A 24,235-nucleotide genomic window follows, 5' to 3' on the forward strand; every position below is an offset into this window, starting at 1 on the left:
GGTGATCTACGCCACAAATGAACTTCAACGTTAACCGTACATACGTCTTGCTGAGACTTCCCGCCGCTCAGTGGATCACCGGGCAGACGCCCTCGGTGTCGCCGGGGAAGAAGTTCGGCACCAGCTCGCGCTTGTCGTAGTACCGGTGGAAGACGCTGGTGATCCCGCTCGACATCGGCGGCACGATCCACGTCCAGTCCGCCGGGCACGAGCGGCCCGCCTCCTCCTCCTTCTTGATGTGGGTGAGGAACCGGTCCGACTCGGTGTGGTGGTCGGTGATGGTCACGCCCGCCTCCGCGAACGAGTGCAGCACCGCGCGGTTCAGCTCGACCAGCACCCGGTCCTGCCACAGCGTCCGCACCGACGAGGTGTCCAGGCCCATCCGCTTGCCCAGGTAGGGCAGCAGGTCGTACCGGTCGGCGTCGGCGAAGTTGCGGGCGCCGATCTCGGTGCCCATGTACCAGCCGTTGAACGGCGCGGCCGGGTAGTCGATCCCGCCGATGCGCAGCCGCATGTTGCTGATCGCGGGCACGGCGTGCCAGCGCAGCCCGAGGTCGGCCAGCCACGGCAGCTCGGGGTGCCCGATCGGCACCTCCAGCACCGCGTCGGGCGGCAGTTCGACCATGGCCGGCTCGGCGTCCTCCCGTTCCACGATCAGCGGCAGCACGTCGAACGGCCCCCTCCGGGCGGGCGGGCGCCAGCCCAGGCCGATCGCCTTCTCGGTCAGCTCGGCGTTGCGCCGGTCGCCCAGCACGCCGCCGTCCGAGCCGACGTAGCCCGCGTACCGGACCAGCTGCTCGTTGCGGATCCTCGGCGCGGGCCGGCCGGGGTCGTCCGGCGCGAACACGGTGATCACCGGGCGGACCTTGCCGCCGTTGGCGGCGAGCTTGAGGTGCTCGACGCACTCGTCCGCGATCTCCTTGGGGTCGCGCAGCTCGCGCAGGTCGCGGACCTTGAGGCTGCGCCAGTACAGACGCCCGATACAACGCGCGCTGTTGCGCCACGCCACCCGTGCGCCGAACGTCAGCTCGTCGGGGGTGTGGCGGTACGTGCCGGTGGCGGCGACCTCGGCGTGCACCTCGGCGAGGCGGTGTTCGACCGGGCCGAGCTCCGGGTGCTCCGCGTGGTGCAGTCGGATGAACTCGTCGGCCTCGGCGAGGTCGACGGTGAAGGCGGTGGCGTCGTGCAGGGGAATGGCTTCAGCCGGACACGAGGGGACGGGGGCCATGGCGGGACACCGTAGTTGCCCTTTCGTGATTGCCGCACCGCCGTGCCGGGCACCGAGGGGGTGCGACAACGGACCGTTGATGCCACAGAGTAGTGCTTGATCGCGCAGAAGTGTGACACATCCTGCGAAAACGAGTGATATTCGATCGTTATCCGCGCGAATCGCGCCGGTTACCTGTGATTTACCTCACAGCATCGTTGTCACCTATCGGGTGACAAAGACGGTGGTGCCCACGCGAGGAACTTCGCCATCCCGCGCAGGCCGACCGACGCCGGGACCGCGCGCATCGCTGCGTCGCGCACCGTCACGGCCACCGGGTTGCGCACCTTGTGCCCGACCCGCCCGAGCATCCGCGACGCCCTCGCCATCGACTGCGTGCGCGGCCGGCGTCGGCGGTCGTAGTCGGCGAGCGCGGTCGGCACGTCCTCGGCGCGGGCGCACGCGGCGGCCAGCACCACCGCGTCCTCGATCGCCATGCACGCGCCTTGTCCCAGGTAGGGCGTCATCGCGTGGGCGGCGTCGCCGAGCAGCGCCACCCGGCCGCGCACGTAGGTCGGCAGCGGCGTGGCGAGCTCGTGGATGTCGTGCCGCAGCACGGTGCCCGGCGGCGTGGCGTCCAGCAGGGCCGGGATGGGGTCGTGCCAGCCGGCGACGAGGCGGCGCACCTCGCCCAGCTCGTCGGCCGAACGGCCACCGGCGGGCGCGACCGCGGCCGCGTACCAGCAGACCCGGCCGTCACCCAGGGGGAGGACGCCGAACTCCGTGCCGGGACCGAGGGTCTGGCTGAGACCGAGGTCGAGCGGGAACCGGGCCGTCGTCACGCTCCGCCACGCCGTGGTGCCCGCGTACACCGGCTGGGGCAATGTGGGGAACAGCGCCTGCCGGGCGCGGCTGCGGATGCCGTCCGCCGCGACCACCAGGTCCGCGTCCAGGTCGTCCAGCGAGTGCACCTCGGTGTCCGTGACCAGGCATTCCGGCGGCAACGCCGACCGCAGCACCCGGTGCAGGTCCGCCCGGTGCACGGCCACCACGTGGTCTTGGTGCGACGCGTCGACGTGCGTCAGCGTCCGGCCCCTCGGGTCGAGGATGCCACCGGGCACGCGGGGCGTGCCGATCCGCCGCACGTCGTCGGCCAGCCCGAGCGCCGCCAGCGCCCGCAGCGCGTTCGGCATCACGCCGACGCCCGCGCCGACCTCGCCGAACTCCGCCGCGCGTTCGAGCACCGCGACCTCCCACCCGACCCGTCGCAACGCCACCGCCGCCGTGACACCACCGAGGCCACCGCCCACCACGACCGCTTTCACGCCCACTCCTTCTACAGCTGTAGAGACCCGTACTCTACAGCTGTAGAAGGAGGACGCACTGTGACGGAGCGCATGGCCGCCCTCGCCGACGCGGCGATCCACGTGGTGGCCACCAGGGGCATGCGCGGGCTGACCCACCGCGCCGTGGACGCGCAGGCGGGCGTGCCCACCGGCTCGACCTCGGCCTACTTCCGCACCCGCAAGGCGCTCGTCGAGGGCGTCGTGCAGCGGCTGGCCGACTTGGACGACGCCGAGGTGGCGGCAGCGCGGATCGACGTCCCGCTCGACCCCGACCTGCTCGCCGAGGCCCTCGCGCACGTGCTCGACCAGTGGATGACGACCGGCCGCGAGCGAACCCTGGCCCGGTACGCGTGCCTGCTGGAGGCCACCCACCACCCCGAGCTGCGCGGCATCCTGGCCCACGGCGAACGGCCGCGGGCGCAGGCGCGGGAGTTGCTGGCGGCGTGGGGCGCGGAGCACCCGGAGCGGCAGAGCCGGGAGCTGGTGGCGTTCGTGGACGGCCTGCTGTTCGACCGGCTGGTCGGCGCGGGCGCGCTCGGGGCGCCCACCCCCGGCACCCCGGAGAGCCGCGCCGAACTGGCCGCGGCGATCCGCGCGGCGGTGCGCGGCGTGCTCGGGAAATGAGTGGCGGCCGGCGCTATCGTCGATCGCATGTGGGCTTTCCGGATCTTCTACCTCTGAGTCGAGGGCAGCTGTCCACCCCCACGCGCCACGCGTGACGGGGTCTTCGAGCCAACCCTCACCTCATGCGGAGAGTCCTTGATGGCGCACATCGCCTTCCTCAACATCCCCGGTCACGGCCACGTCAACCCGACGCTGCCCGTCGTCACCGAACTGGTGAACCGGGGCCACCGGGTCAGCTACGCGGTCGACCCCGGGTTCGCGGACATCGTGGAGCGGGCCGGCGCGACGCCGGTCGTGCACCCGACGACCCTGCCCACCGCCGACCAGGAGTGGCCGACCGAACCGGCTCCCGCCATGCACCTGTTCCTGGCCGAGGCCAGGTCGGTGCTGCCGGTGCTGGAGGCGGCGTTCGCGGCCGACCGGCCGGATGCCGTCGTGTACGACATCGGCGCGTGGACCGCGCGCCTGCCGGCGGGCCGCTGGGGCGTGCCCGCCATCCAGTTCTCCCCCACCTTCGTCGCGTACGAGGGCTGGGAGGAGGACATGGGCGACGTGGTCGATCAGCCCGAGGTGACCGCGTTCTACGCCGAGTTGGAGGAGTGGCTGGCCGCCGAGGGCGTGGCGATCCCCGGCCCGGCGTACGTCGGCGACCCGGACCGCGCGGTGGTGAGCATCGCGCGGTCGTTCCAGCCGAACCACGAGTCGGTGCACCGGAAGTACACGTTCGTGGGACCGTGCCTCGGCGACCGGTCGTCGTTCCAGGGCACTTGGGAACGGCCGGCGGACGACCGGCCGGTGCTGCTGGTCTCGCTGGGGTCGGCCTACACCAACGAGCCGGGGATCTACCGGCGGTGCTTCGAGGCGTTCGGCGACCTCGACTGGCACGTGGTGATGGCCATCGGCAAGCACGTCGACCCGGCCTCGCTCGGCGAGCCGCCGTCGAACGTGGAGCTGCACCGGTGGGTGCCCCAGCTGGAGGTCCTGTCGCACGCCGACGTGTTCATCACGCACTGCGGCATGGGCGGCACGATGGAAGGGCTGTACCACGGCGTGCCGATGGTCGGCCTGCCCATGATCGGGGAGCAGGTCATGAACGCCGCGCGCCTGGTCGAGCTGGGCGTGGGCAGGCACGTCCCGCGCGAGGAGGTCACCGCCGCGGGGCTGCGGTCCGCCGTGCTGGAACTGGCGGGCGACCCGGACGTGGCCCGGCGGCTGGCCGCGCTCAAGGCCGAGATCCGGGCGGCGGGCGGCACGGCCGCCGCGGCCGACGTGATCGAGGCCGAGCTGGAGCGGTGACGAGGGGGCGGCGCCATCGCGCGCCGCCCCCTCTTCGCCTACGCGGATCGCTCGTCGCTGCCCAGCCTGGGGAACGGGTCGGTCGAGAACACGACCTCCACCGGCACCTCGAAGTACTGCGCGATGCGCAGCGCCAGGTACAGGCTGGGGCTGTACTCGCCCCGCTCCAGGTAACCCACGGTCTGGTAGTGGATGCCCAACGCCTCGGAGAGCTGCCGGCGTGACACTCCCCGTTCCGCGCGCAGCATCGCGATCCGGTTGTAGACGCTTTCGCTCATCGCACCCTCTGCAACGCCGCCTGTCGGCGTTGCTCCATCTCCGCTCCGGACTCACGGCGAGCCATCCGACGCAGGATCGTAGGCGCAAGCAGGAAGCCGACCACCGCCCACACCCCGAGCACGCCCACCATCTCCAGGATCCGCCAGGAGCCGCCGAGCTCCGTGGCCGCCGCCGCGTCCGGCAGCAGCGCCGCCCTGGCGCCGTGCCCCGCCCAGTACACCGGGAACACCTGGGCCACCCCCTGCAACCAGCCGGGCATCGCGGTGATCGGGTAGAAGATGCCCGAGATCGCGATGAGGCCCATCATCGGCAGCATGGTGATGCCCATCGCGCCGCCGGGGCTCTTGGTGATCGACCCGGCGACCGCGCCCCAGGGCAGCATCGAGGCCATGCCGAACGCCAGCACGGCGAGCAGGCCGAGCACGCCGCCCACGCCCGCGTCCGCCAGCACGTTCACCAGGAACAGACCCGGCACCAGCACGATCAGCAGGCCGCTCAGCGAGTCCAGCGACGTCTGCACGGCCCGGCCGACCAGGTAGCCGACCATGCCGTGCGGCACCGCCTTGGCGCGCAGCAGCGTGCCGTCCTCCCGGTTCATCGAGAGCTGGCCCGCGGGCCCGACCAGGGCGCCGAACACCATGCCCATGCCGAGCATGCCGGGCAGGGTGAGCGCGGCGAGCGAGAGGTCGGAGCCGTCCACGAACGAGTCGCGCTGGAACCACAGCACGGTCAGCGCGGCGAGCCCGGTGAACACGTTGTACCACTGGTCCGAGCTGCCCATGGAGTGGCGGAACTCGCGCACCCCGCGGTCCACGCCGAGCCGGATGGCCTGTGCCTTGGTGTTCACGGGATCGCCACCTCCTCGTCGGTCGCCTGGCCGCTCTCGTGCCGCTGCACGAGTGCCATGTAGGTGTCCTCCAACGTGCTGCGGCGCACCTCCAGCTCGGAGATGCCCGTCGCGTGCTGGCGGAACAGGTCGCGCACGAACGCCGTCGCGTCGTCCGCGGTGTGCACGTGCCGCAGGCCGTCGTGCGTCCAGCGGACCTCGGACTTGCCCGCGACCCGGCGGCTGAGCTGGTCCGGGCTGCCGTCGGCGATGATCCGGCCGCCCGCGAGCACCAGGATCCGGTCGGCCAGCTTCTCCGCCTCGGCCAGGTCGTGCGTGGTCAGCAGGATCGTCATGCCCTCCAGGTCCGACAGGCGGTGCACCAGGTCGTGGAAGTCCCGGCGCGCGTGCGGGTCGAACCCGGCCGTCGGCTCGTCCAGGAACAGCAGGTCCGGCTTGCCGACGATGCCGATCGCCACGTCCAGCCGCCGCCGCTGGCCGCCGGAGAGGCTGCTGATCTTCTTGTGCGCGTGCTCGGCCAGGCCGACGGTCTCGATCAGCTCGTCGGTGTCGAACGGCCGCGGCTGGTGCGGCGTGGCGTAGGGCTCGTAGTAGCGGCCCAGGTGGTGCAGCAGCTCGCGCACCCGCCAGCGGCCGTGGTCGCGCCACGACTGGAGCACCACGCCGAGCCGGGCGCGCCAGGCCTCGTCGCCGGTGGCCGGGTCGACGCCCAGCACCCGGACGTGGCCGTCGGAGGGCAGCCGGAAACCCTCCAGGATCTCGATCGTCGTGGTCTTGCCCGCGCCGTTCGGCCCGAGCAGGGCCAGCACCTCACCCGGGCCCGCGGTGAAGTCGACCCCGTGCAGCACGTCCGTGGTGCCGTAGCGCATCCGCAGATCGCGCACCTCGATGACCAAGGACCCTCACCTCCCCCTCGTCAGAGTTCTCGGTCATTTTGTAGCACACCTGCTATCACCCGTACTACGGCTGTTCCCTTACGGCTTATTTACTTCACGGCTTCGTGAAACTTCTGTACGTTGCGAAGTAGGTCCCTTTACGCACTGGGAGGTGTGCGAGATGACCGAAACGCTGTACTCCGAACTGCCGAGCCAACGCACCACGCCGTTCGACCCGCCCGCGGAGTTGGGGTTGCTCCGCGAACGGGCCCCGATCAGCCGGATGAAGTTCCCCGACGGGCACCTGGGGTGGCTCGTGACCAGCTACGAGCTGGCTCGCGAGGTGCACGCGGACCGCCGGTTCAGCAGCCGGGCCGAGCTCCAGCACTCACCGCGCACGGTGGCCGGCAAGCCGGTGCCGCAGCGGCCGGCGGCCAAGCCGGGCATGTTCATCGGGATGGACGCGCCCGACCACACCCGCTACCGCAAGCTGCTGACCGGGCAGTTCACCGTGCGGCGGATGAACCAGCTGATGCCGCGCATCGAGCAGATCGTGGCCGAGCACCTGGCCGCGATGCGCGCGTCGGGCACGTCGGCGGACCTGGTGGCGGAGTTCGCGCTGCCGGTGCCGTCGATGGTCATCTGCGAGCTGCTCGGCGTGCCCTACGAGGACCGGGCGGCGTTCCAGGAGGACACCGCCAAGGCCCTGCGGCTCGACTCCACGTTCGAGGAGATCATGGAGGCGTTCGAGCGGCTGGAGGACTTCGTGCTCCAGCTGGCGAAGCGCAAGCACGTCGAGCCGGGCGACGACATGCTGACCGGGTTGATCGCCACCGGCGAGCTGACCGACGAGGAAGTGGCCAACATGGGGCTGCTCCTGCTCGTCGCCGGTCACGAGACCACGGCGAACATGCTGGGCATCGGCACGTTGCTGCTGCTGCGGCACCCCGAGCAGCTGGCCGCGCTGCGAGCCGACCCGTCGTTGGTGGACAACGCGGTCGAGGAGATGATGCGGTACCTGACGATCATCCAGTTCGGCACGCTGCGCACGGCGTTGGAGGACGTGGAGATCGGCGGCGTGGTGGTCAAGGCGGGCGAGTCGGTCTCGATCTCGGTGGCCGCCGCCAACCGGGACCCGGCGCGGTTCGAGCGGCCGGACGAGTTCGACGTCCGCCGGTCCGCGGCGGGGCACCTCGCGTTCGGCCACGGCGTGCACCAGTGCCTCGGGCAGCAGCTGGCGCGGATCGAGATGAGGGTCGGCTTCGCCGCGCTGTTCCGGGAGTTCCCGGACCTGCGGCTCGGCGTGCCGGCCGAGGACGTCAAGATGCGCACCGACATGGCTATCTACGGTGTGCACGAGCTGCCGGTGGAGTTCTCGTGAAGGTGGAAGTCGATCCGGACGTGTGCGCTGGCGCCGGGATGTGCGCGTTGACCGATTCCGCGGTGTTCGACCAGGACGAGGTCGACGGGACGGTCGTGCTGCTGCAGCCGTCCCCGACGGGCGAGCACGAGAAGGCGGCGCGGGAAGCGGCGCACCTCTGCCCGGCCGGCGCCATCCGCATCGTGGAGTGACGTGAGCTGCCGGGGCCGCCTCCGGGCGGTCCCGGCGGTGAGCGGCGGCTCAGAGCGACAGGTGCACGCGCAGGGCGTCGTCGAGCTGCTTGAGCACCGCGGGCGGCAAGCCGCCGATCCTGGCGCGGAGCCGGGCCGCGGCGACCGTGCGCACCTGCTCGGCCTGGGCCTTCGAGTCCGCGCCGAGCCCGCAGTCCTTGGCGGGCAGCAGCACCTGGAACGGGTACACCTTGGCGGTGTTGGAGGTGATCGGGACCACGGTCACCACACCCCGGCCGCCCCGTCCGGCGGCCCGGTTCGCCGCGTCGTTGCTCACGAGCACGGCCGGGCGGATCTTGTTGGCCTCGGCGCCCTGCGCCGGCTCCAGGTCCACCCAGTAGATGTCACCTCGCCGCATCGAGGACACCGTCCGGCGCGGTCACGTCCCACATGTCGGCGTCCCCTCCGGCTTCCCACTCTTCCCACGCGCTCGCGTAGGCGTTCTCCAGACCCGCCTCGCGCAGGAGCGTGATCGCCTGGTGGATCACGGACGATCGCGAGGCGCTCCGGTGTTGCCGCAGGTAGCGATCAACGAACTCTACGTCCTCCTCGGGGAGGCTCACACTGATTTTCATACCTTCGATGCTACCTCCGGTGCTACCCGGTAGGAACTCGGCATCGCGAGACCGACCAGCACGCCGGCGAACGCCAGCACGGCGACCCCGACCATCGAGGCCGAGAAGCCCTCGCTGAACCGCGCGGCCGTCGCGTAGCCGCCGACGGCGCCGAACACGGCGACCGCCACCGCGGTGCCGAACACGCCGCCGAAGATGCGCAGCATCATGAAGACGCCGGACGCCTGGCCGATCCGCTGCGGCTCCACCGCGCCCACGACCGCCTTCTGCGCGGCGGGCATCGCCGCCGTGATGCCCGCCGAACCGAGGACCAGCGCGGGCAGGATCTCCAGGTAGGACGTGTCGGCGTCGACGGCGATGGCGATCCACCCCATGCCGACCGCCTGCAGCAACAGGCCGCCGACCACGAACCGCCGCTCACCGACCCGGTCGACCAGGCGACCGGCGATCGGCGCGCACACCATGAGCGTGCCGGTCCACGGCATCAGCATGAGGCCGGTGACGAGCGGACCGTGACCCTTGACGACCTGGAAGTACTGCGCGAGGAAGAACATCGTGCCGTACAGGGAGGCGAAGACCAGGAAGTTCGCCGGGTTGGCGGTGGCGAACGCCCGCAGCTTGAAGAAGCTCATCGGCACCATCGGGCGCGGCGTGCGCTTCTCGTGGAGCACGAACGCGACCAGCAGCACCACGCCGATCACGAACGAGGCGACGACCTCCACGCTCCCCCAGCCCGCCGCGTTGCCGCGCACCAGCGCCCAGATGACGCCGAACGCGCCCAGCGTCACCAGGCCGAGCCCGCCGAGGTCGAGCTTGTCGTTCGGGCCGGTGCTCTCGTCCATCTCGCGCGTGGTGAGCAGGATCGCGACGATGCCGATCGGCAGGTTCAGCCAGAAGATCCACTGCCAGGTCAGGCCCTGGGCGATCGCGCCGCCGATGAACGGGCCGCCGAACGTGGCCAGACCGGTGAGGCCGAGGTAGAGGCCCATCGCCTTGCCGCGCGTGTGCGGCGGGAAGACCGCGGTGATCAACGTGAGCGACAGCGGCAGCACCATCGCGGCGCCCGCGCCCTGCAACGCCCGGGCGATGATCAGGAAGACGGCGTCCGGCGCCAACGCGCACGCCGCCGACGCGGCGGTGAACAACGTCAGGCCCGCGTTGAACACCTTGCGTCGGCCGAACCGGTCACCCAGCGCGGCCCCGGTGAGCAGCAGCACCGCGAACGACAGGTTGTACGCGGTGACGACCCATTCCAGTTGTTCGACCGAGGCCGCCAGGTCCGCGCGGATCGTGCTCAGCGCGGTGGTCACGACCATGCTGTCCAGGGCCATCATGAACGAGGCCAGCGAGGCGAGGCCCAAGGTCCACGCCTGCTTGGCCGTCATCCGCTCTGCTCCGGTGCTCACCGTTCTCCTCCGGTTCGTTCGCGCCTCGGGCTCTCGGTCAGGCGCTGCCGATGGAGGCGCGCAGCGATCGCGGGAGTCCGAAGGGGGGCAGGACGCAGTTGTCGTGGAATCGGGTGAGGCCGGTGATCCGGTCGCCGGTCAGCGTCAGCACCAGCACGCCGTGCGCGTGCAGGATCGGCGTTCGCGGGTCGCGCACGTAGCAGCCGAAGGCCGGTTGGCCGTTGGCGCGGGTCGGGATCAACACGTACCGCATCCCGTCGCGCAGCGCCACGGTCGCCAGGAAGTGGCCGATGTCGTCCGGGCCCCGGTACTCCAGCGGGATCGGCGGCATGGTGAGCCGCGCGTCGTTCGTCAGCAGCTCCACGACCGCGTCCACGTCACCGGCCTGGAACGCGCGGGCGAAGTCGTCCACGATCCGGCGTTCGCGCGGCGAGTTCGGCAGCGGGGCGCTCTCCCGGTCGGGGTTCGGCAGTTCCCGGGTGAGCGCGCCGCAGGCCCGCTTCACCGCGCTGGTGACCGCGTCCTCCGAGGTGTCGAGGATGGTCGCGACCTCGGCGGCCCGGAAGCCGAGCACGTCGCGCAGCACCAGCACGGCCCGCTGCTTCGGCGGCAGTTGTTGCAGGGCGGTCAGGAACGCCAGCGACACCGACTCCCTGATCTCGTAGCGCGCCTCCGGCCCCGGCGCGTGGTCGGCGATCCCGTCGAGCAGGGAGTCGGGGTAGGGCTCCAGCCAGTTCGGCTCCGCCGGGCGGTGGGACGGCTCGGGCAACGGGACCCCCGATCGGTAGGGCGCCTGGTCATTCGGGCGACGGGCGCCGGCCCGCAGCGCGTTGAGGCAGCGGTTGGTGGCGATGCGGTAGAGCCAAGTCCGCACCGACGCCGGCTCCTCGTACCCGTCGATGCCGCGCCACGCCGCCAGCAACGTCTCCTGCACCAGGTCCTCCGCGTCCTGCACCGAGCCGAGGATGCGGTAGCAGTGGACTTGGAGCTCCCGCCGGTACGGCTCGACGAGCCCGCGGAACGCCTCACCGTCACCGCTGCGCGCCGACGCGAGCAGTTCCCCGACCGTGCGCTGCGCGTCGGCGTCGCTTCCCCTGACCGGCGGGAACCCTGGCATGGTGACTCCTCCTCTAGCCGTGACCACCCGGCGGTCCTGATGTGCGAGGGTGGCCGGAACGTGCGCTCTCGGATGGGTGGACACCGCCGGAGCCGGGAACTGGTCGGTCCGCTCGGTTTTCGCCGCCGCGCTACGCGACGTGGAGCCGGGCGCGGAGTTCCGCCAAGGACCGGTCGAGGATCCGGGCCTCGAACTCCTGGGGGTCGTGCCGCTCCGGGTCGTACTCGGCCATGAGGGCGTAGGCCTGCTCGAACCACCCGCGCAGCCGTGCAACCGCCCGCCGTTCGACCCGGCCGCGGGCGACCGCGCTCTCGACGAGGAGCCCGAACTCCTCTTCCATCAACTCCGGCTTCGGCCGCTGGGGGTTCGTCCAGTCGTCCGCGAGCACCGGCCGCATGCGCACCGCGTTGGCGTTCCAGTGGAGCAACAGCGCGAGGTCAGCCGTGAATCCGGTGGGCAAGGACTCGGGCCAGAGCTCCCGCACGGCGGCGCGTTGACCGGACCACGGCGTCGAACCGACCTTCGGCAGCATCTCGGGGAACAACGTGCCCGCGAGCGGGGCGAAGAACCCGCACAGCCACAGTTGCGGGTAGAGCGGGCGCCAGTAGAGGTCCGACACCGTGGCGTCGGCGGTGCCGTTCAGGATCGGCTCGACGAGCAGCGTCACGAGGGGCAGGTCGCCGAAGTAGCGGAGGTCGCCGTCGACCAGGCAGACGATGTCGCCCTTACTGGCCGCGACACCGCGTGCGATCGCCGCCCCTTTGCCGAGTTCGGCGTCGACCACCGTCGCGCCCGCCTCACGCGCCACGTCCGCCGTTCGATCGGTGCACCCACTGGCGCTGACGATCACTTCACCACTCGTGCCGAGCACTTCGAGCCCGCGTGACGCGTCGGCGACGACCTCGTCGATCGTGGCTTCCTCGTTGTGCGCGGGAATCACCACGCTGACCGACGCGATCCGGCGTTGAAGGGTCCTGCGCGTGACCAGGTCCATGCCGAGCGCAGGGTTGATGGAGGGCAGGGTCATCTCTCGTTCGTCCTTCGTGTCGTCCGCGTCGGGCACTCGGGGGGTGGCACGACCCAGGACCTGCCCGTGGCACGCGGGGTGACCAGCCACGAGGCGGCCGACGCGCGGTGCGCGATCAAAGGGCTCGGCTCAGAAGTGGGGCAAGGGGCGACGTTGACCGTGTCCCAGTCAACGCCACCCCCGACCAGCACCAACAGTGGGGCGGGTGGGGTTCGAACCCACGACCTGACGGATTATGAGTCCGCTGCTCTGACCGGCTGAGCTACCGCCCCGCTGACGTGCGGTTCCGGAGGGTACAGAGGGAGGTTCCCCCGCGTCTCGACAACCCGGGCGGCGTGACCAAGCTGTGCACTGGCGGACTACGGGGCTCCGAGGTCGGCCGGGCGGTAGCCCGTCGGGTAGCCCGGGTAGGTCCGGTTCTTCGGGTCGTTGGTCAGGCGTGGTGTCCGGCGTGGTGGGAGGAGGCGGACGGTGGCGGCGCGGGCCTTCAGGGCGGTCTTCGCGGCTCGGACGAGCCACTGCGGCTGGGCGGGGAAGCCGAACGCCGTGAGCATCGGCTCGTCGAGCATCGCCAGCACCGCGCGGGACGTCAGCGCAGACGGCACGGGGTACCAGGAGCAGAACAGGTCCAGCGTGTACCGGCCGATCGCGCGGTTCGTGTCGCTGTAGGTGAAGTGCTCCTCCTCGTACGCGCGCTTGAACGACGCGTAGGCGGCGTAGGTGGGCGGCAGCTCCTTGACGCCCATCCGGACACCCACGGCGCCGTAGAAGTGGAACGCGGCCAGCCGCTCGTGGTCGGTCAGGGGCCGCCAGCCGTACCGCGTGATCCACTCGATCGGGTCGAACACGAACGTCGACAGCACGTACAACATGTCGTCGTTCGAGATCTCGTACCGCCCGTGCAGCCGGTTCACCACGCGCAGCGCCTCACGGCCGCGCGGCGAGTCGTACCCGTGCTCGACCAACTCGGCCATCAGCAATGCCGTGTCGTCGTACCGCTGCTGCGGCCGGCGCTCGAACTCGCCGGTCCGCGCCAGCAGCGCCGAGATCGACGGCACGCAGTACGTCCGGAACAAGGCGAACTCCAGCGACCGCACGTAGTCCCACGGGAACTCGTACCCGGACGAGATGCGCATGATCTCGACGTGGTCCCGCTCCGGGTCGAGGGACGTGATCCGGCGACGGTTGGCGAAGCGGTCGGCCATGCGGATCAGCCTGCCCCAAGAAACCGCCCGAGCGGTGTGACAATCGGGTGACTCGCGGGTACCCGGACCCCATGACACGACGAAACCCCAGGCCGGTGGGCCTGGGGCTGCCATCGCGCTCCCCCTACTGGATTCGAACCAGTAACCCTTCGATTAACAGTCGAATGCTCTGCCATTGAGCTAAGGGGGAATGTTCTGTTGTGAGCCGGGCCTCTCGGCCCGACAGCGACAACTCTAGCGCATCCGGAACAGTGCTCGCGCACACCCCCCTCCTCGTGCGGTAAGAAGGGGTGTGACCAGGCACGATCTCCAGGAGAGGACCACCTCATGAAGGGCATCCTGCTCGGCGCCGCCGTCGGCTACGTCCTAGGGGCGCGCGCCGGACGCCAGCGCTACGACCAGATCGTGCGCGCCTACCGCTCCTTGGCCGACCACCCGGCCGTCCAGGGCGCGGCGGGCATCGTGCGCGCCAAGGTGGGCGAGAAGACCGGCTTCGGCCGTCACCAGCCCAACGCCAACGGCCACCGGCGCGACCCCGTCATCCCGCGCGCCAACTGAGCACACCTGGGCCGCCCTCGAACCGGGGGCGGCCCAGGTGCGGCTACGGCACGCGGGCCACGGCGAAGACCCGGCGGAACGGGAACCACGTCGTGCCGTCCGCCCGCCTCGGGTACGCCTCGCGCAGCAGCGGCGCCAACCGACCGCGGAACGCGGCCCACTCACCGTCGTCCAGCGCCGCCCGGATCGGCCGCAGCGCAGTCCCGGTGATCCACTCCAGCACGGCGTCCTCCCCCTCCAGCCGTTGCAGGTACGTCGTCTCCCACGCGTCCACCGCGCAGCCGTCGAGCACCTCGGCGTACCCCACGGGGTCGAGCACCGGCGACGGCCGCAGCAGGCCGCGCAACGCGGGCCACGACGCGTCGACCAACGACCGCACCAGCTCGTGCGACGGCCCGGAGAAGTTGCCCGGCACCTGCATCGCCAGCCACGCGCCGGACGGCAGCGCCCGCACCCACTGCCGCAGCAGGTCCTCGTGCCCCGGCACCCACTGCAGCACCGCGTTGGTCACCACCACGTCGGTGTCCGGCTCGGGCTCCCACGACGCCACGTCGCCGACCCGCGCGTCGACCCCTCGCGCCCGCGCGGCCGAGACCATCTCCGGCGACGAGTCCAGCGCCTCCACCACGGCCGACGGCCACCGCTGCGCCAGCGACGCGGTCAGGTTCCCCGGACCGCAGCCCAGGTCGACCACCCGGCGCGGCGCCGTGGCCCCGACCCGTGCCACCAGCTCGTGGAACGGCCGCGACCGGTGGTCGGCGAACGCGAGGTACTTGCCCGGATCCCACATGCGCGCACCCCCAGTAACAGTACGACTGTACTGCTACCGTACGCCGACCACGCTCACCCGCGCAGCTTGGCGATCTTCGCCGCCACCGACGCCGCGACCTCGCGGACCCGCTCGACGTCCGCGCCGGGATCGGGCCGCACCTGGAGCACCACGCCGTCCTGCCCCGTCACCTTGCGCTGCACGAACCACGCGCCGACCGTCGCGTTGTGCTCCCGCGACCTGATCGACCCGGTCACGCGCTCGTGCACGACCTCGGGCACCTTGCCCGGCGACTCCAGCGGGAACCGCCGCGGCGGCAGGTCGCGCAGCACCACGGCCTCGCCCGCCGTGCCGTCCTCGACCGCCTCGACGACCGCCAACGCGTTCCCGCTCCACGTGGCCTTGCTGATCAGGTGCCACCCGACCCTCCGGGGGCCGGGCACCCACAGCCCGTACGACGTCGCCACGAGCCACTCGGAGCCCACGGCGGCCGACGCCAGCACGTTCTCGTCCGACTCCAGCACACCGGCGAACCCCTCGGGCGCGCCCGAGCCGAAGACCCTCCGGAACAGCCCCATCACAGCCCGCCCGCCGCTTGTTGGCCCAACGCCTTGTGGTAGTCCTCCAGCGCGATGAGGTCGCCGAACAGGGCCCGGTACTCGTCGGGCTCCTCCACCGGCGACACGCGCCGCAGCCGGGACTTGATCTCGGTGATCTGCCCCGCCACCAGGATCTGCTGCAACCGCGCCAGCACGCCCTGCACGTACCGGTACTCGTCGTCCGCCTTGACCCGGAGCTGCTCCACGGACAGCTCGGTCAGCACCGACCGCACGGCCTGCTGCCGGCACGCCTGCGACACCGCGTCCAGGAACGCCGGACCCGACAGCCCGGACGACGCGCCGCCCGCCTCCCGGATCGCCTGGTGCAACGCCAGGTAAGCGGGGTGCGTGAACGCCTCGTCGGGCAGCGAGTCGTAGTACGGCCCGGCCATCTCGGGCAGCTGCAACGCCGCCTTCAACGCCTCCCGCTGCGCCCACAGCGCCGGGTCGCGCGGGTCGGGGCGCGGCGGACCGTCGACGTCCACGGCCAGCGCGCCCTGGTTCGGGTCGACCGGCGCCGCGGCACGGCGTGACGGCGCGGGTGCGCGGCCCGTCGCCGTCTCGCGCACCCGGCGCACCACGGCCGACTCGTCCTCCCAGCCGACCCACCAGGCCAGCCGGGTCGCGTAGCCGTCCCGCTTGGCCCGGTCCTTGATCTGGGCCACGAACGGCACCATGACCTTCAGCGCCTCGACCCGGCCGTCCACCGAGTCGAGGTCGTAGTCCTTCAGCCGCGTCTTGATGGCGAACTCGAACAGCGGCGTGCGGCGGGCCACCAGGTCGCGCACGGCCACGTCGCCCTTCTCCTGCCGCAGCTCGCACGGGTCCATGCCGTCGGGCGCGATCGCGATGTAGGTCTGCGCGGAGAACGCCTGCTCGCCCTCGAACGCCTTCAGCGCCGCCTTCTGCCCGGCCGCGTCGCCGTCGAAGGTGAAGATCACCTCGCCGTTCATCGAGTCGTCGATCAGCAGCCGGCGCAGCACGTTCATGTGGTCCGCGCCGAACGCCGTGCCGCAGGACGCGACCGCCGTCGGCACGCCGGCCAGGTGCATGGCCATCACGTCGGTGTAGCCCTCGACGACCACGGCCTGCCTGCGCTTGGCGATCTCGCGCTTGGCCAGGTCCAGCCCGAACAGCACCTGCGACTTCTTGTAGATCGGGCTCTCGCTGGTGTTGAGGTACTTGGCCTGGATCGGGTCGTCGTCGAAGATCCGGCGGGCGCCGAAGCCGACGACCTCGCCGCCCATGTCCCGGATCGGCCACAGCAGCCGGCGGTGGAACCGGTCGATCGGGCCCTGCCTGCCCTCCTTGGTCAGCTGGGCCTTGATCAGCTCGGTGAGCTCGAACCCGCGCCCGAGGAGGTGCTTGGTGAGCTTGTCCCAGCCGCCCGGCGCGAAACCGCAGCCGAACTGCCTGGCCGCGGCCTCGTCGAAACCGCGTTGGGCCAGGAACTCCCGCGCGGCCAGCGCGTCCGGCGTGGCCAACTGCTCGGCGTAGAACTCGGCGGCGACCCGGTGCGCCTCGATGAGCCTGCTGCGGGTGCCGCGGTCGCGCTGGACGGTCGCTCCGCCGCCCTCGTAGGTGAGCTGGACGCCCGCCCGGTCGGCCAGCCGCTCGACGGCCTCGACGAAGCCGAGGTGCTCGATCTTCATCACGAACGCGATGACGTCGCCGCCCTCGCCGCAGCCGAAGCAGTGGAACGTGCCGTGCGAGGGGCGGACGTTGAACGACGGCGACTTCTCGTCGTGGAACGGGCACAGGCCCTTCAACGCGCCGGCGCCGGCACCGCGCAGGGAGACGTGGTCCCCCACGACCTCGTCGATCCGGCTCCGGTCACGCACCAGTGCGACGTCGCTCTCCCGGATGCGTCCTGCCACGTCGAGCGAGTCTAGTGCTGGCAGACTGGTGCCCGTGACCACCGGTGAGGAGACCTTGGCGTCCGAGCAGACCCTGGCCTCGACCTTCACCGGCCACCGCTCCCACCTGGTCGGGGTGGCCTACCGGCTCACCGGCAGCGTCGCGGACGCCGAGGACGCGGTGCAGGAGGCGTGGCTGCGGCTGACGGGTCTGAGCCAGGAGGCCCGGGCGGGCATCCGGGACCTGCGCGGCTGGCTGACGACCGTGGTGGGCCGGATCTGCCTGGACCGGCTGCGGTCGGCGGCGGTGCGGCGGGAGCGGTACGTCGGGCAGTGGCTGCCCGAGCCGTTGGTCACATCGGGCGAGGACGACCCGCTGGACGCGGTGGTGCGCGACGACGGCGTGCGGCTGGCGGCGCTGGTGGTGCTCGACCGCCTCACGCCCGAGCAGCGGGTGGCGTTCGTGCTGCACGACGCGTTCAGCGTGCCGTTCGCGGAGATCGCCGACGCGTTGGGCTGCACGGTCGCGACCGCCCGCCAGCACGCCTCGCGCGGTCGCAAGGCGGCGGCCGACGCCGACCCGCCGCCGCGGGTGGCGCTGGAGGAGCAGCGCGAGGTGCTGGAGCGGTTCCTCCGGGCCCTGGCCACCGGCGACGTCGACGCGGTGATCGGCCTGCTGCACCCCGACGTGGTGCTCGTCGGCGACGGCGGCGGCAAGGCCCGGACCGCGGCCCGCGTCGTCAGCGGCGCGGACAAGGTGGCGCGCTTCATCCTCGGCCTGCTGCGCCGGTACGGCGACGTCGAGGGGCGGCCCGCGCTGGTCAACGGCGACGTCGGGCTGGTGTTCGGCGCCCAGGGCGAGCTCACGCCGAGGGTCGAGGCGGTGGTGGTGAGGGACGGCAAGGTGGCCGGCGTGTACGACATGTCGAACCCGGACAAGCTCGGCCACGTGCCGTTCCCCGAAGGCGCCTGAGACCGGCTACGGCATCGGCACCCGGCAGGCGTCACCCGAGGTGAACCCCTGGTCGGTGATGCCGAACGCCGAGTTGAACCGGCCGCGCTGGTTCTCCAGCGCGATCAGGTAGGTCAGCTCGACCAGCCCCTGGTGGCCCAGCCGCCGGTCGAGCTCGGCGACCTGCTCGTCGGTGACGGCGGTCGGGGTCTCGGTCATCGCGTCGGCGTAGGCCAGCGCCAGCTTCTCCAGCTCGCTGTACTTGTCGGAGGTCCGGTAGTCGTGGATCTCCTTGAGCCGGTCGACGTCCAGGCCCTCGTGCTTGATCAGCATGGTGCCGAAGTCGACGCACCAAGAGCAGCCGAGCTTCACCGCCGTCAGGTAGACCACCAGCTCCCGCAACGACACGGGCAGCGTCTTGGCGGCCTTCTCCACCGCCATCTCGTGCCGCGCGCCGGCCACGAACAGCCGCCGGTGGTGCGCGGTCACCGTGAACGGCTCCGGCACCGCCCCGAACCGCTTCTTGGCGAACCGGTAGGCGAAGCGCACCAGCGGGTTGGCCTGCTTGGTCGTGACGACCGGGATCCTGGGTGCCATGTCCCCTCCTCGTTTCGGGTCTTCACCCGGTGGACGAGGAGGGGTCTCAGGACGTGACAGTCAGGGCTTGGCGACTTGGGCGAGGAAGTAGATCGCGCCCGTGTCGGCGTGCCGGACCAGCAGCAGGTAGGGCCGGTCGACGCGGACCGTGCGGGCGGGTTCGGCCGGGATGAACGAGGTCAGGCGCATGAGCACGGCGGTCGCCGCGGCGCCCTCGAAGCCCTGCTCGTCCAGCCGCAGCACGGCCTCGTGCACCACGTCGTCCACGTAGAGCCGCGGGTCGGGGCTCAGGCCGGTCAGGTCGGCGTCGCGGCCGAACATCGTGCGCACGCCGACCTGCTGCAAAGACTCCGCGAGCGAGACGTTCACGGACAGGTCCAGCTTGGGCAGGAACAGCTCGATCCGGTCCTGCTCCAACGCCTCCAGCACCTCGGGCACGCCTCCGGTGCCGGCGAGGTCGCCCTCGGGCAGCAGCACGACCGCCTCCACGCCACCCCGCGCGGGCAGTGCCACGGCCTCCCACGCGTCCCTCCGCGCGTACCGCATGGAGCCCTCGCGGCGCATGGTGGCGACGTTCCCGGCACCCCGGAACGGCAGGTCGGCGGTGTCGTGCTCGGGGAACTCCTCGGCCCACGCGCACTTCAGGTACAGCGCGTTGACCAGCGTCGCGACCGTGTCGGACGTGATCGCGCCGGCGGCGAGCAGCTCGGGGATCAGCCCCCGGGTCGTCTCGGCCACGTCGGCGTTGATCAGCTTGCGGGAGCCTTCCGGGTCGCCGGCGAACGGCGCGGAGCGGGCCTTCGCGCCGGGCCACCCGGCCAGATCCGTGAGGAAGCCCTCGTTGAGCGGCAGTTCCTCCCACGCCCACAGCGTGTTGGCCACGGCGAACTCGGCGTCGTCGCCCACCACCGCGCCCTTGAGCACCTTCGCGTGATCGGCGCCGAGCAGCGCGACCAGTTCGGCCTCCGTCTCGCCACGCGCCGCCTGCGCCGTCATGCCGAGCGCGCTGGCCACCGAGTACGGCGACCAGCACGCGTTGCGCGTGCGGTCGGGCGCGACGGCGTCGTGGAGGGTGAGGGCGAACGTCAGGTGCGCTCGATCAGGCACAAGGTCTCCTTAACGGCTATGGGCTCGTCCGGGATCGGACGTTCGCCCGCGCCGCTCATCGGTCCGAGCGGCTGGGGGTGGCGTGGTTCGCGCACCCCGGCGGAGCCGTCGTCGCCGGGCTCGTCGTCCCACCCGTCGTACGGGAACTCGGCGCCGACGTGCACCGGGTCGCGAGTCGGTCTGCGCCACGGCCAAGGACGGCCTGGCGGTCTTCTGGACTCATCGGCCATGACGTCGAGTGTGCCACCGGTCACAGGGGTTCGGGGGCGACGTTCGCCAACGACCGCCGCCACGCCACGGCCTGGGCGTCGGTGAGCGAGGCGACCTGGTCGACCACGACGCGCAACCGTTCGGCGTCGGTGCCCGCGGCGGCCCACGCCGGGTGGAACGCGGGGTCGAGCGTGTCCGGGGCGCGCATCAGCAGGAGGTGGACCAGCTCGGCGACCAGTTCGCGTTGCAGGGCCTGCATGGCCAGCCGGGACGGGTCGCTCATCACGTACCGGACCGCGACCGCCTTGAGCAGCGCCACCTCGGCCGCGACCAGGGGCGGCACGACCAGGTCGGCCTGGTAGCGGCTCAGCGGGCCGTCGCCGTGCACCTCGCGGGTCGCGCCGACGGCGGCCGAGGCGAACCGGCCGACCAGCTCGCTGGTGAGCCGCTTCAACGCCACCTGCGCGCGCAGCGAACCGTCGTACTCGGCCAGCTCGGCGATCACGGGCAGGGCGAGCAGCTCGGTGGCGGCGCTTTCGAGCGCGGACGTCGGCTCGTCGGAGAAGTGCTTGGCGGCCAGGCCCGCGATGGCGGCGCGTTCGGCCGGGTCGCCGAGCGCGGCCAGGCTGATCCGGTGCGCCAGCACGCCGTCCTCCACGTCGTGCACGGAGTAGGCGACGTCGTCGGCCCAGTCCATGACCTGCGCTTCCAGGCACCGCCGTTGATCGGGCGCGCCTTCGCGCACCCACGTGAACACGGCGAGGTCGTCGTCGTAGGCGCCGAACTTCACCATCCCGGGACGGCGGGTCCACGGGTACTTGGTGGCCGCGTCGAGGCACGCCCGGGTCAGGTTGAGGCCCTTGGCGGTCTTCGGTTCGAGCCGGGTCAGGATGCGCAGGGTCTGGGCGTTGCCCTCGAAGCCGCCGCACGGCCCGGCCAGCTCGTCGAGCGCGCGTTCACCGTTGTGGCCGAACGGCGGGTGCCCGATGTCGTGCGCGAGGCCGGCGGTGTCGACCACGTCCGGGTCGCAGCCGAGCTCCTCGCCGATGCCGCGGCCGATCTGGGCGACCTCCAGCGAGTGGGTGAGCCGGGTGCGCGGCACGCCGGTCACCTCCGCGCCCTCGCCGGGGCCGACGACCTGGGTCTTGCCCGCGAGCCGGCGCAGCGCGGCCGAGTGCAGCACGCGGGCCCGGTCGCGGGAGAACGGCGAGCGGCGCTCGGTGCGCGCGCCGGGCAGCACCGCTCCCTTGGGCAGCTCCGGGAGCAGCCGCGCGGAGTCGTGTGCGGTGTAGCCCTGACTCATCCGCTCAGGGTAAGGGCAGACCTACAGCAGGATGCCGTCGAACGCGCCCGCCGGCGCCTTCATCAGGTGGTAGTAGAGCAGCGCGCCGGTCTCGCGGCGGATGTAGAACAGCTGGGTCTGGCGGGTCTGCACGTTCGGCCCGCTGCGGGTCGGCGACGTCCACGCGGACAGCCCTTCGTCCTCGGCCATCGTGCGCGCCCGCAGCGAGTGCCACGGGTCGCTGACGATCACGGCCGTGGTGAGCGACTTCTCGCGGGCGGCGGCGGCGAGCGCCCGGATGCTGCCCAGCGTGTCGGTGCCCTCGCCGACCTCGAGGATCCGGTCGGCGGGCACGTCGTGCGCCTCCAACCACATCCGGCCGGCCTCGCCCTCGGTGAAGTTGTCGCCGGGCTGCCTGCCGCCGGTGGTGGCGATGTAGTTGACCACGCCCTGCTCGTACAGGCGGCGCGCGTGCTCCAGCCGTGCCTCCAGGACGTCGGACGGCACGCCGTTGAACTGGGCCGCGCCGAGGACCACGGCCATGTCGGCGTGGGCCCGGTCGTCCTCGCGGGCCACCTGCCACACGCGGAACGCCGTGCCGCCGACGACGAGGAGCCCGATCACGAGGCCGCCGAGGACGACGCGCGTGGCCAGCCTGCGGAGTCTCGGCAGGAACGTCACGCCGGGGATGATTCCACACCCGCGCGGGCGTGAGCGCTGCCAGGATCACCGACATGGGAGCAGACCAGCCGACGATCGTGGCGACCTCAGGTGGTCTCCGCGCCGGGCTACGCACCAACCTGGAGTTCCACCGGCTCACGCACCACGCCGTCGACCTGTCCGGCGTGCACGGCCGCAAGCCGCGGCTGTGCCACGTCGGGACGGCCGCGGGCGACCAGCGGTGGTTCAACGCGAACCTCTCCGAAGCCGGGCAGCTCGCGGGGTGGGAGGTGTCGCACCTGAACCTGTTCACCATGCCGCCGACGACCGACGTCCCGGGGTTCCTCGGTTCGCACGACGTCGTGTGGGTCGGCGGTGGTTCGGTGGCGAACCTGCTGGCGGTGTGGGCGGTGCACGACCTGGGTTCGGCGCTGCGCGGCGCGTGGCAGGACGGCGTCGTGCTCGGTGGCGTGTCCGCCGGGTCGATCTGCTGGTTCCTCGGCGGCTCGACGGACTCGTTCGGCCCGGAGCTGCGCGTGATCACCAACGGCCTCGGTTTCCTGCCGTACGGCAACGGCGTGCACTACGACAGCGAGCCGGCGCGGCGGCCGACGATCCACGCGGCGGTGGCGGCGGGCGTGCTGCCGGTGACGCACTGCACCGACGACGGCGCCGGGCTCGTCTACCACGGCACCGAACTCGTGGAGGCCGTGTCCGAACGGCCCACCGGCGGTGCGTACGTCGTGCGACGTGACGAATCTTCAGGAACCGCACAGGAGGAATCGCTCGACGTCAGGCGGTTGTGAACCGGACTGTTGAGGTGTGGGAAGACGCTGGTGGGTGGTCGCGGTCGCGGTGATCGCGGGCGTGGTCGCGCTGGTGTGGCCGCGAGCGGCCGAGCGCACCGCGCAGGCGTCCTTGCACGTGCCCGCGAGCACCTCGGCGGAAACCCCGCACCCGGCCGCGCCACGTGCCGCCGAGGCACCTGCCCCGGACCTCTCGGCGGCGGTGGCGCGGGCGGTCGAGGCCGCGGGCGGTATCGACCTCGGGCTGGCGATCGTCGACCTCCGGACCGGTGCGGCGGCCGGCCATGACGCCGACGTCCCGTTCCGCTCGGCGTCGTTGAGCAAGCTGCTGGTGGCCGTGGACATGCTGACGTCCGGCGAGGTCCCGGTGGCCGACCTCGAGCGCCTGCGACGGGCGCTGGGCTTGAGCGACGACGACGCCATGAACGCGTTGTGGACGCTGCACGACGGCATGGGCGCGATCGACCGGGTGGCCGCCCAGGCCGGGCTGACCGCGACGCACGCGCCCGCCGACGCGTCCCAGTGGGGCGACGTGGAGATGTCGGCCGACGACGTCGCATCGCTCTACCGGTACATCCTGACCGACCTCCCGGACGCCGACCGGGACTTCGTCGTCACCGCCCTGTCGAGCGCCTCCCCCACCGCCGCGGACGGCTTCGACCAGGCGTACGGCCTGCTCGCACCGGGCACCGACGCCTACGCCAAGCAGGGCTGGATGTGGTACCTCCCGGCGGACTTCCACCTGCACACGGCGGGCGTCGTCGCCGACCGCTACGCCGTGGCCGTCCTGTCGGTCCAGACGGGTGTGGCCGAGCAGGCCGCGAAGGACCGGCTGACCGCCGTCACCGGCGCGCTGACCACGGCGCTCATCATTGCTGGTTGAAGGTTTCGCCTCGGTCTCCTGCGCCTTTCGACGGAAAGCTTCAAAAAGGACTTCAAAGATACGCTTGAAGGTGTGAATGCCCAGGAAATGACGCAGCACATCAAGTCCTTCGCCGGTACCCGCGTGATGGAGGCGTACGGCGACACGTTCTTCCTCTACGACCCGGACGGCGATCTCCCGCCGGAGCGCCGGCTGCCGTTCGCGACGATCGTGACCGACGACAACTACGAGCGGGTGTCCGAGTTGAGCGAGCCGGGGGCTTACCGGCTCAACATCGGGCTCACCAAAGCCACTTACACCGCCATGTTCGGCGCCGTGCCGACCGAGCGCGACGACCAGGGCGTGCTGGAGACCGGGTTCGACTACGCGGAACGGGATCGCGTGATGCCGCACCCGGTCTACGCGTCGCAGCACTGGGTCTGCGTGGTGTCGCCGGGCGAGGCGACGCTCGACGCCGTCCGGCCGCTGCTCGCCGAGGCGCACGAGTTCGCGGCGCGCAAGCACGCCAACCACGCCCGGCGGACCGCGTCCTGAGGCCCCC

The 24,235-nt window shown here is 71.8% G+C and carries 28 protein-coding genes and 2 tRNA genes; 9 read left to right on the forward strand and 21 right to left on the reverse strand.

Going from position 1 to position 24,235, the window contains the following annotated elements:
• Positions 1-67: 67 nt before the first annotated feature.
• On the reverse strand, positions 68-1,228 hold the full coding sequence (locus LNK82_RS10995; RefSeq protein WP_230566827.1) for a nitric oxide synthase oxygenase: 1,161 nt from the start codon (positions 1,226-1,228) through the stop codon (positions 68-70).
• A 200-nt stretch (positions 1,229-1,428) separates the two neighbouring features.
• Positions 1,429-2,532: an FAD-dependent monooxygenase gene (locus tag LNK82_RS11000; RefSeq protein WP_230566828.1), complete on the reverse strand. Its 1,104-nt coding sequence runs from the start codon at positions 2,530-2,532 to the stop codon at positions 1,429-1,431.
• A gap of 60 nt (positions 2,533-2,592) precedes the next feature.
• Here LNK82_RS11000 and LNK82_RS11005 point away from each other — a divergent pair, with 60 nt between their 5' ends.
• Together LNK82_RS11005 and LNK82_RS11010 are read left to right on the forward strand one after the other, a co-directional pair.
• Complete coding sequence (locus LNK82_RS11005; protein WP_230566829.1) at positions 2,593-3,177, forward strand: TetR/AcrR family transcriptional regulator; 585 nt, start codon at positions 2,593-2,595, stop codon at positions 3,175-3,177.
• 138 nt (positions 3,178-3,315) lie between these two features.
• Positions 3,316-4,473, forward strand: coding sequence for a macrolide family glycosyltransferase (locus LNK82_RS11010; RefSeq protein ID WP_230566830.1), 1,158 nt, complete (start codon positions 3,316-3,318; stop codon positions 4,471-4,473).
• A gap of 38 nt (positions 4,474-4,511) precedes the next feature.
• On the opposite strand, the gene LNK82_RS11015 is transcribed toward LNK82_RS11010, so the two are convergent.
• Genes LNK82_RS11015 through LNK82_RS11025 form a run of 3 tightly spaced genes read right to left on the reverse strand, consistent with a single transcriptional unit; the run spans position 4,512 to position 6,468 of the window.
• Positions 4,512-4,751, reverse strand: coding sequence for a helix-turn-helix transcriptional regulator (locus LNK82_RS11015; RefSeq protein WP_230566831.1), 240 nt, complete (start codon positions 4,749-4,751; stop codon positions 4,512-4,514).
• The gene (locus tag LNK82_RS11020; RefSeq protein ID WP_230566832.1) at positions 4,748-5,599 is read right to left on the reverse strand and encodes an ABC transporter permease; all 852 of its coding nucleotides are present in this window, start codon (positions 5,597-5,599) and stop codon (positions 4,748-4,750) included. The genes LNK82_RS11015 and LNK82_RS11020 overlap by 4 nt, the downstream gene beginning before the upstream one ends.
• Positions 5,596-6,468 carry an ABC transporter ATP-binding protein gene (locus LNK82_RS11025; RefSeq protein ID WP_230566886.1) on the reverse strand — a complete coding sequence of 291 codons (873 nt, stop codon included), beginning with the start codon at positions 6,466-6,468 and terminating at the stop codon, positions 5,596-5,598. The genes LNK82_RS11020 and LNK82_RS11025 overlap by 4 nt, the downstream gene beginning before the upstream one ends.
• Positions 6,469-6,655: 187 nt before the next feature.
• Here LNK82_RS11025 and LNK82_RS11030 point away from each other — a divergent pair, with 187 nt between their 5' ends.
• Positions 6,656-7,855: a cytochrome P450 gene (locus LNK82_RS11030; RefSeq protein ID WP_230566833.1), complete on the forward strand. Its 1,200-nt coding sequence runs from the start codon at positions 6,656-6,658 to the stop codon at positions 7,853-7,855.
• Positions 7,852-8,046 carry a ferredoxin gene (locus tag LNK82_RS11035; protein WP_230566834.1) on the forward strand — a complete coding sequence of 65 codons (195 nt, stop codon included), beginning with the start codon at positions 7,852-7,854 and terminating at the stop codon, positions 8,044-8,046. The genes LNK82_RS11030 and LNK82_RS11035 overlap by 4 nt, the downstream gene beginning before the upstream one ends.
• A gap of 49 nt (positions 8,047-8,095) precedes the next feature.
• On the opposite strand, the gene LNK82_RS11040 is transcribed toward LNK82_RS11035, so the two are convergent.
• The 8 genes from LNK82_RS11040 to LNK82_RS11075 form a co-directional block, all read right to left on the reverse strand.
• Positions 8,096-8,443: a type II toxin-antitoxin system PemK/MazF family toxin gene (locus LNK82_RS11040; RefSeq protein ID WP_230566835.1), complete on the reverse strand. Its 348-nt coding sequence runs from the start codon at positions 8,441-8,443 to the stop codon at positions 8,096-8,098.
• Entirely contained in the window at positions 8,430-8,660 is a 231-nt protein-coding gene (locus LNK82_RS11045) for a ribbon-helix-helix domain-containing protein (RefSeq protein WP_123743529.1), read from the reverse strand. Before LNK82_RS11045 ends, LNK82_RS11040 begins: the two co-directional genes overlap by 14 nt.
• Positions 8,657-10,066 (reverse strand): MFS transporter, encoded by a 1,410-nt coding sequence (locus LNK82_RS11050; protein ID WP_230566836.1) that lies wholly within the window; start codon positions 10,064-10,066, stop codon positions 8,657-8,659. Before LNK82_RS11050 ends, LNK82_RS11045 begins: the two co-directional genes overlap by 4 nt.
• A gap of 37 nt (positions 10,067-10,103) precedes the next feature.
• The gene (locus tag LNK82_RS11055; protein WP_230566837.1) at positions 10,104-11,183 is read right to left on the reverse strand and encodes a sigma-70 family RNA polymerase sigma factor; all 1,080 of its coding nucleotides are present in this window, start codon (positions 11,181-11,183) and stop codon (positions 10,104-10,106) included.
• A gap of 130 nt (positions 11,184-11,313) precedes the next feature.
• Entirely contained in the window at positions 11,314-12,210 is an 897-nt protein-coding gene (locus LNK82_RS11060) for a glycosyltransferase (protein WP_230566838.1), read from the reverse strand.
• A 197-nt stretch (positions 12,211-12,407) separates the two neighbouring features.
• Positions 12,408-12,482, reverse strand: a tRNA-Ile gene (locus tag LNK82_RS11065).
• Between the two features lie 87 nt (positions 12,483-12,569).
• Entirely contained in the window at positions 12,570-13,415 is an 846-nt protein-coding gene (locus tag LNK82_RS11070) for an oxygenase MpaB family protein (protein WP_230566839.1), read from the reverse strand.
• 118 nt (positions 13,416-13,533) lie between these two features.
• Positions 13,534-13,605 (reverse strand) — tRNA-Asn (locus tag LNK82_RS11075).
• A 137-nt stretch (positions 13,606-13,742) separates the two neighbouring features.
• Between LNK82_RS11075 and LNK82_RS11080 the strand changes: the two genes are divergently transcribed.
• The gene (locus LNK82_RS11080; RefSeq protein WP_073889848.1) at positions 13,743-13,973 is read left to right on the forward strand and encodes a hypothetical protein; all 231 of its coding nucleotides are present in this window, start codon (positions 13,743-13,745) and stop codon (positions 13,971-13,973) included.
• 43 nt (positions 13,974-14,016) lie between these two features.
• Here the strand turns inward: LNK82_RS11080 and LNK82_RS11085 are convergent, their stop codons facing one another.
• Genes LNK82_RS11085 through dnaG form a run of 3 tightly spaced genes read right to left on the reverse strand, consistent with a single transcriptional unit; the run spans position 14,017 to position 17,218 of the window.
• On the reverse strand, positions 14,017-14,763 hold the full coding sequence (locus LNK82_RS11085; RefSeq protein WP_230566840.1) for a trans-aconitate 2-methyltransferase: 747 nt from the start codon (positions 14,761-14,763) through the stop codon (positions 14,017-14,019).
• 53 nt (positions 14,764-14,816) lie between these two features.
• A complete protein-coding gene (locus tag LNK82_RS11090; RefSeq protein WP_230566841.1) occupies positions 14,817-15,320 on the reverse strand; it encodes a hypothetical protein in 504 nt (167 codons plus the stop codon).
• On the reverse strand, positions 15,320-17,218 hold the full coding sequence (gene dnaG, locus LNK82_RS11095) for a DNA primase (RefSeq protein WP_230566842.1): 1,899 nt from the start codon (positions 17,216-17,218) through the stop codon (positions 15,320-15,322). Before dnaG ends, LNK82_RS11090 begins: the two co-directional genes overlap by 1 nt.
• A gap of 25 nt (positions 17,219-17,243) precedes the next feature.
• On the opposite strand from dnaG, the gene LNK82_RS11100 reads away from it, so the two are divergent.
• A complete protein-coding gene (locus LNK82_RS11100) occupies positions 17,244-18,170 on the forward strand; it encodes a sigma-70 family RNA polymerase sigma factor (RefSeq protein ID WP_372470462.1) in 927 nt (308 codons plus the stop codon).
• Positions 18,171-18,176: 6 nt separating this feature from the next.
• Here LNK82_RS11100 and LNK82_RS11105 read toward each other — a convergent pair whose 3' ends face one another.
• Genes LNK82_RS11105 through LNK82_RS11125 form a run of 5 tightly spaced genes read right to left on the reverse strand, consistent with a single transcriptional unit; the run spans position 18,177 to position 22,026 of the window.
• Positions 18,177-18,746, reverse strand: coding sequence for a carboxymuconolactone decarboxylase family protein (locus LNK82_RS11105; protein WP_230566844.1), 570 nt, complete (start codon positions 18,744-18,746; stop codon positions 18,177-18,179).
• 60 nt (positions 18,747-18,806) lie between these two features.
• Entirely contained in the window at positions 18,807-19,853 is a 1,047-nt protein-coding gene (locus tag LNK82_RS11110) for a serpin family protein (RefSeq protein WP_230566845.1), read from the reverse strand.
• Positions 19,832-20,083, reverse strand: a complete 252-nt coding sequence (locus LNK82_RS11115; protein ID WP_230566846.1) for a hypothetical protein — start codon at positions 20,081-20,083, stop codon at positions 19,832-19,834. The genes LNK82_RS11110 and LNK82_RS11115 overlap by 22 nt, the downstream gene beginning before the upstream one ends.
• A 20-nt stretch (positions 20,084-20,103) precedes the next feature.
• Entirely contained in the window at positions 20,104-21,366 is a 1,263-nt protein-coding gene (locus LNK82_RS11120; RefSeq protein ID WP_230566847.1) for a deoxyguanosinetriphosphate triphosphohydrolase, read from the reverse strand.
• 21 nt (positions 21,367-21,387) lie between these two features.
• Complete coding sequence (locus tag LNK82_RS11125) at positions 21,388-22,026, reverse strand: YdcF family protein (protein WP_230566848.1); 639 nt, start codon at positions 22,024-22,026, stop codon at positions 21,388-21,390.
• A 53-nt stretch (positions 22,027-22,079) separates the two neighbouring features.
• On the opposite strand from LNK82_RS11125, the gene LNK82_RS11130 reads away from it, so the two are divergent.
• The 3 genes from LNK82_RS11130 to LNK82_RS11140 all read left to right on the forward strand — a co-directional run bounded on the left by LNK82_RS11130 (position 22,080) and on the right by LNK82_RS11140 (position 24,228).
• The gene (locus tag LNK82_RS11130) at positions 22,080-22,811 is read left to right on the forward strand and encodes a Type 1 glutamine amidotransferase-like domain-containing protein (RefSeq protein WP_230566849.1); all 732 of its coding nucleotides are present in this window, start codon (positions 22,080-22,082) and stop codon (positions 22,809-22,811) included.
• A 16-nt stretch (positions 22,812-22,827) separates the two neighbouring features.
• Positions 22,828-23,694 (forward strand): serine hydrolase, encoded by an 867-nt coding sequence (locus tag LNK82_RS11135; RefSeq protein ID WP_230566850.1) that lies wholly within the window; start codon positions 22,828-22,830, stop codon positions 23,692-23,694.
• 72 nt (positions 23,695-23,766) lie between these two features.
• Complete coding sequence (locus LNK82_RS11140) at positions 23,767-24,228, forward strand: DUF6194 family protein (protein ID WP_230566851.1); 462 nt, start codon at positions 23,767-23,769, stop codon at positions 24,226-24,228.
• The last annotated feature ends 7 nt before the right edge of the window (positions 24,229-24,235 follow it).

Source organism: Saccharothrix luteola (assembly GCF_020859565.1).
Taxonomy (GTDB): domain Bacteria; phylum Actinomycetota; class Actinomycetes; order Mycobacteriales; family Pseudonocardiaceae; genus Actinosynnema; species Actinosynnema luteola.

Bases quoted from the DNA above. Each gene is read 5' to 3' on its own strand.
- LNK82_RS11010 (WP_230566830.1), top strand. From the start codon at position 3,316: ATGGCGCACATCGCCTTCCTCAACATCCCCGGTCACGGCCACGTCAAC.
- LNK82_RS11115 (WP_230566846.1), bottom strand. From the start codon at position 20,083: ATGGCCGATGAGTCCAGAAGACCGCCAGGCCGTCCTTGGCCGTGGCGC.
- LNK82_RS11045 (WP_123743529.1), bottom strand. From the start codon at position 8,660: ATGAAAATCAGTGTGAGCCTCCCCGAGGAGGACGTAGAGTTCGTTGAT.
- LNK82_RS11105 (WP_230566844.1), bottom strand. From the start codon at position 18,746: ATGGCACCCAGGATCCCGGTCGTCACGACCAAGCAGGCCAACCCGCTG.
- LNK82_RS11080 (WP_073889848.1), top strand. From the start codon at position 13,743: ATGAAGGGCATCCTGCTCGGCGCCGCCGTCGGCTACGTCCTAGGGGCG.
- LNK82_RS11060 (WP_230566838.1), bottom strand. From the start codon at position 12,210: ATGACCCTGCCCTCCATCAACCCTGCGCTCGGCATGGACCTGGTCACG.
- LNK82_RS11030 (WP_230566833.1), top strand. From the start codon at position 6,656: ATGACCGAAACGCTGTACTCCGAACTGCCGAGCCAACGCACCACGCCG.
- LNK82_RS11070 (WP_230566839.1), bottom strand. From the start codon at position 13,415: ATGGCCGACCGCTTCGCCAACCGTCGCCGGATCACGTCCCTCGACCCG.
- LNK82_RS11025 (WP_230566886.1), bottom strand. From the start codon at position 6,468: ATGCGCTACGGCACCACGGACGTGCTGCACGGGGTCGACTTCACCGCG.
- LNK82_RS11090 (WP_230566841.1), bottom strand. From the start codon at position 15,320: ATGGGGCTGTTCCGGAGGGTCTTCGGCTCGGGCGCGCCCGAGGGGTTC.
- LNK82_RS11130 (WP_230566849.1), top strand. From the start codon at position 22,080: ATGGGAGCAGACCAGCCGACGATCGTGGCGACCTCAGGTGGTCTCCGC.
- LNK82_RS10995 (WP_230566827.1), bottom strand. From the start codon at position 1,228: ATGGCCCCCGTCCCCTCGTGTCCGGCTGAAGCCATTCCCCTGCACGAC.
- LNK82_RS11015 (WP_230566831.1), bottom strand. From the start codon at position 4,751: ATGAGCGAAAGCGTCTACAACCGGATCGCGATGCTGCGCGCGGAACGG.
- LNK82_RS11085 (WP_230566840.1), bottom strand. From the start codon at position 14,763: ATGTGGGATCCGGGCAAGTACCTCGCGTTCGCCGACCACCGGTCGCGG.
- LNK82_RS11055 (WP_230566837.1), bottom strand. From the start codon at position 11,183: ATGCCAGGGTTCCCGCCGGTCAGGGGAAGCGACGCCGACGCGCAGCGC.
- LNK82_RS11040 (WP_230566835.1), bottom strand. From the start codon at position 8,443: ATGCGGCGAGGTGACATCTACTGGGTGGACCTGGAGCCGGCGCAGGGC.
- LNK82_RS11120 (WP_230566847.1), bottom strand. From the start codon at position 21,366: ATGAGTCAGGGCTACACCGCACACGACTCCGCGCGGCTGCTCCCGGAG.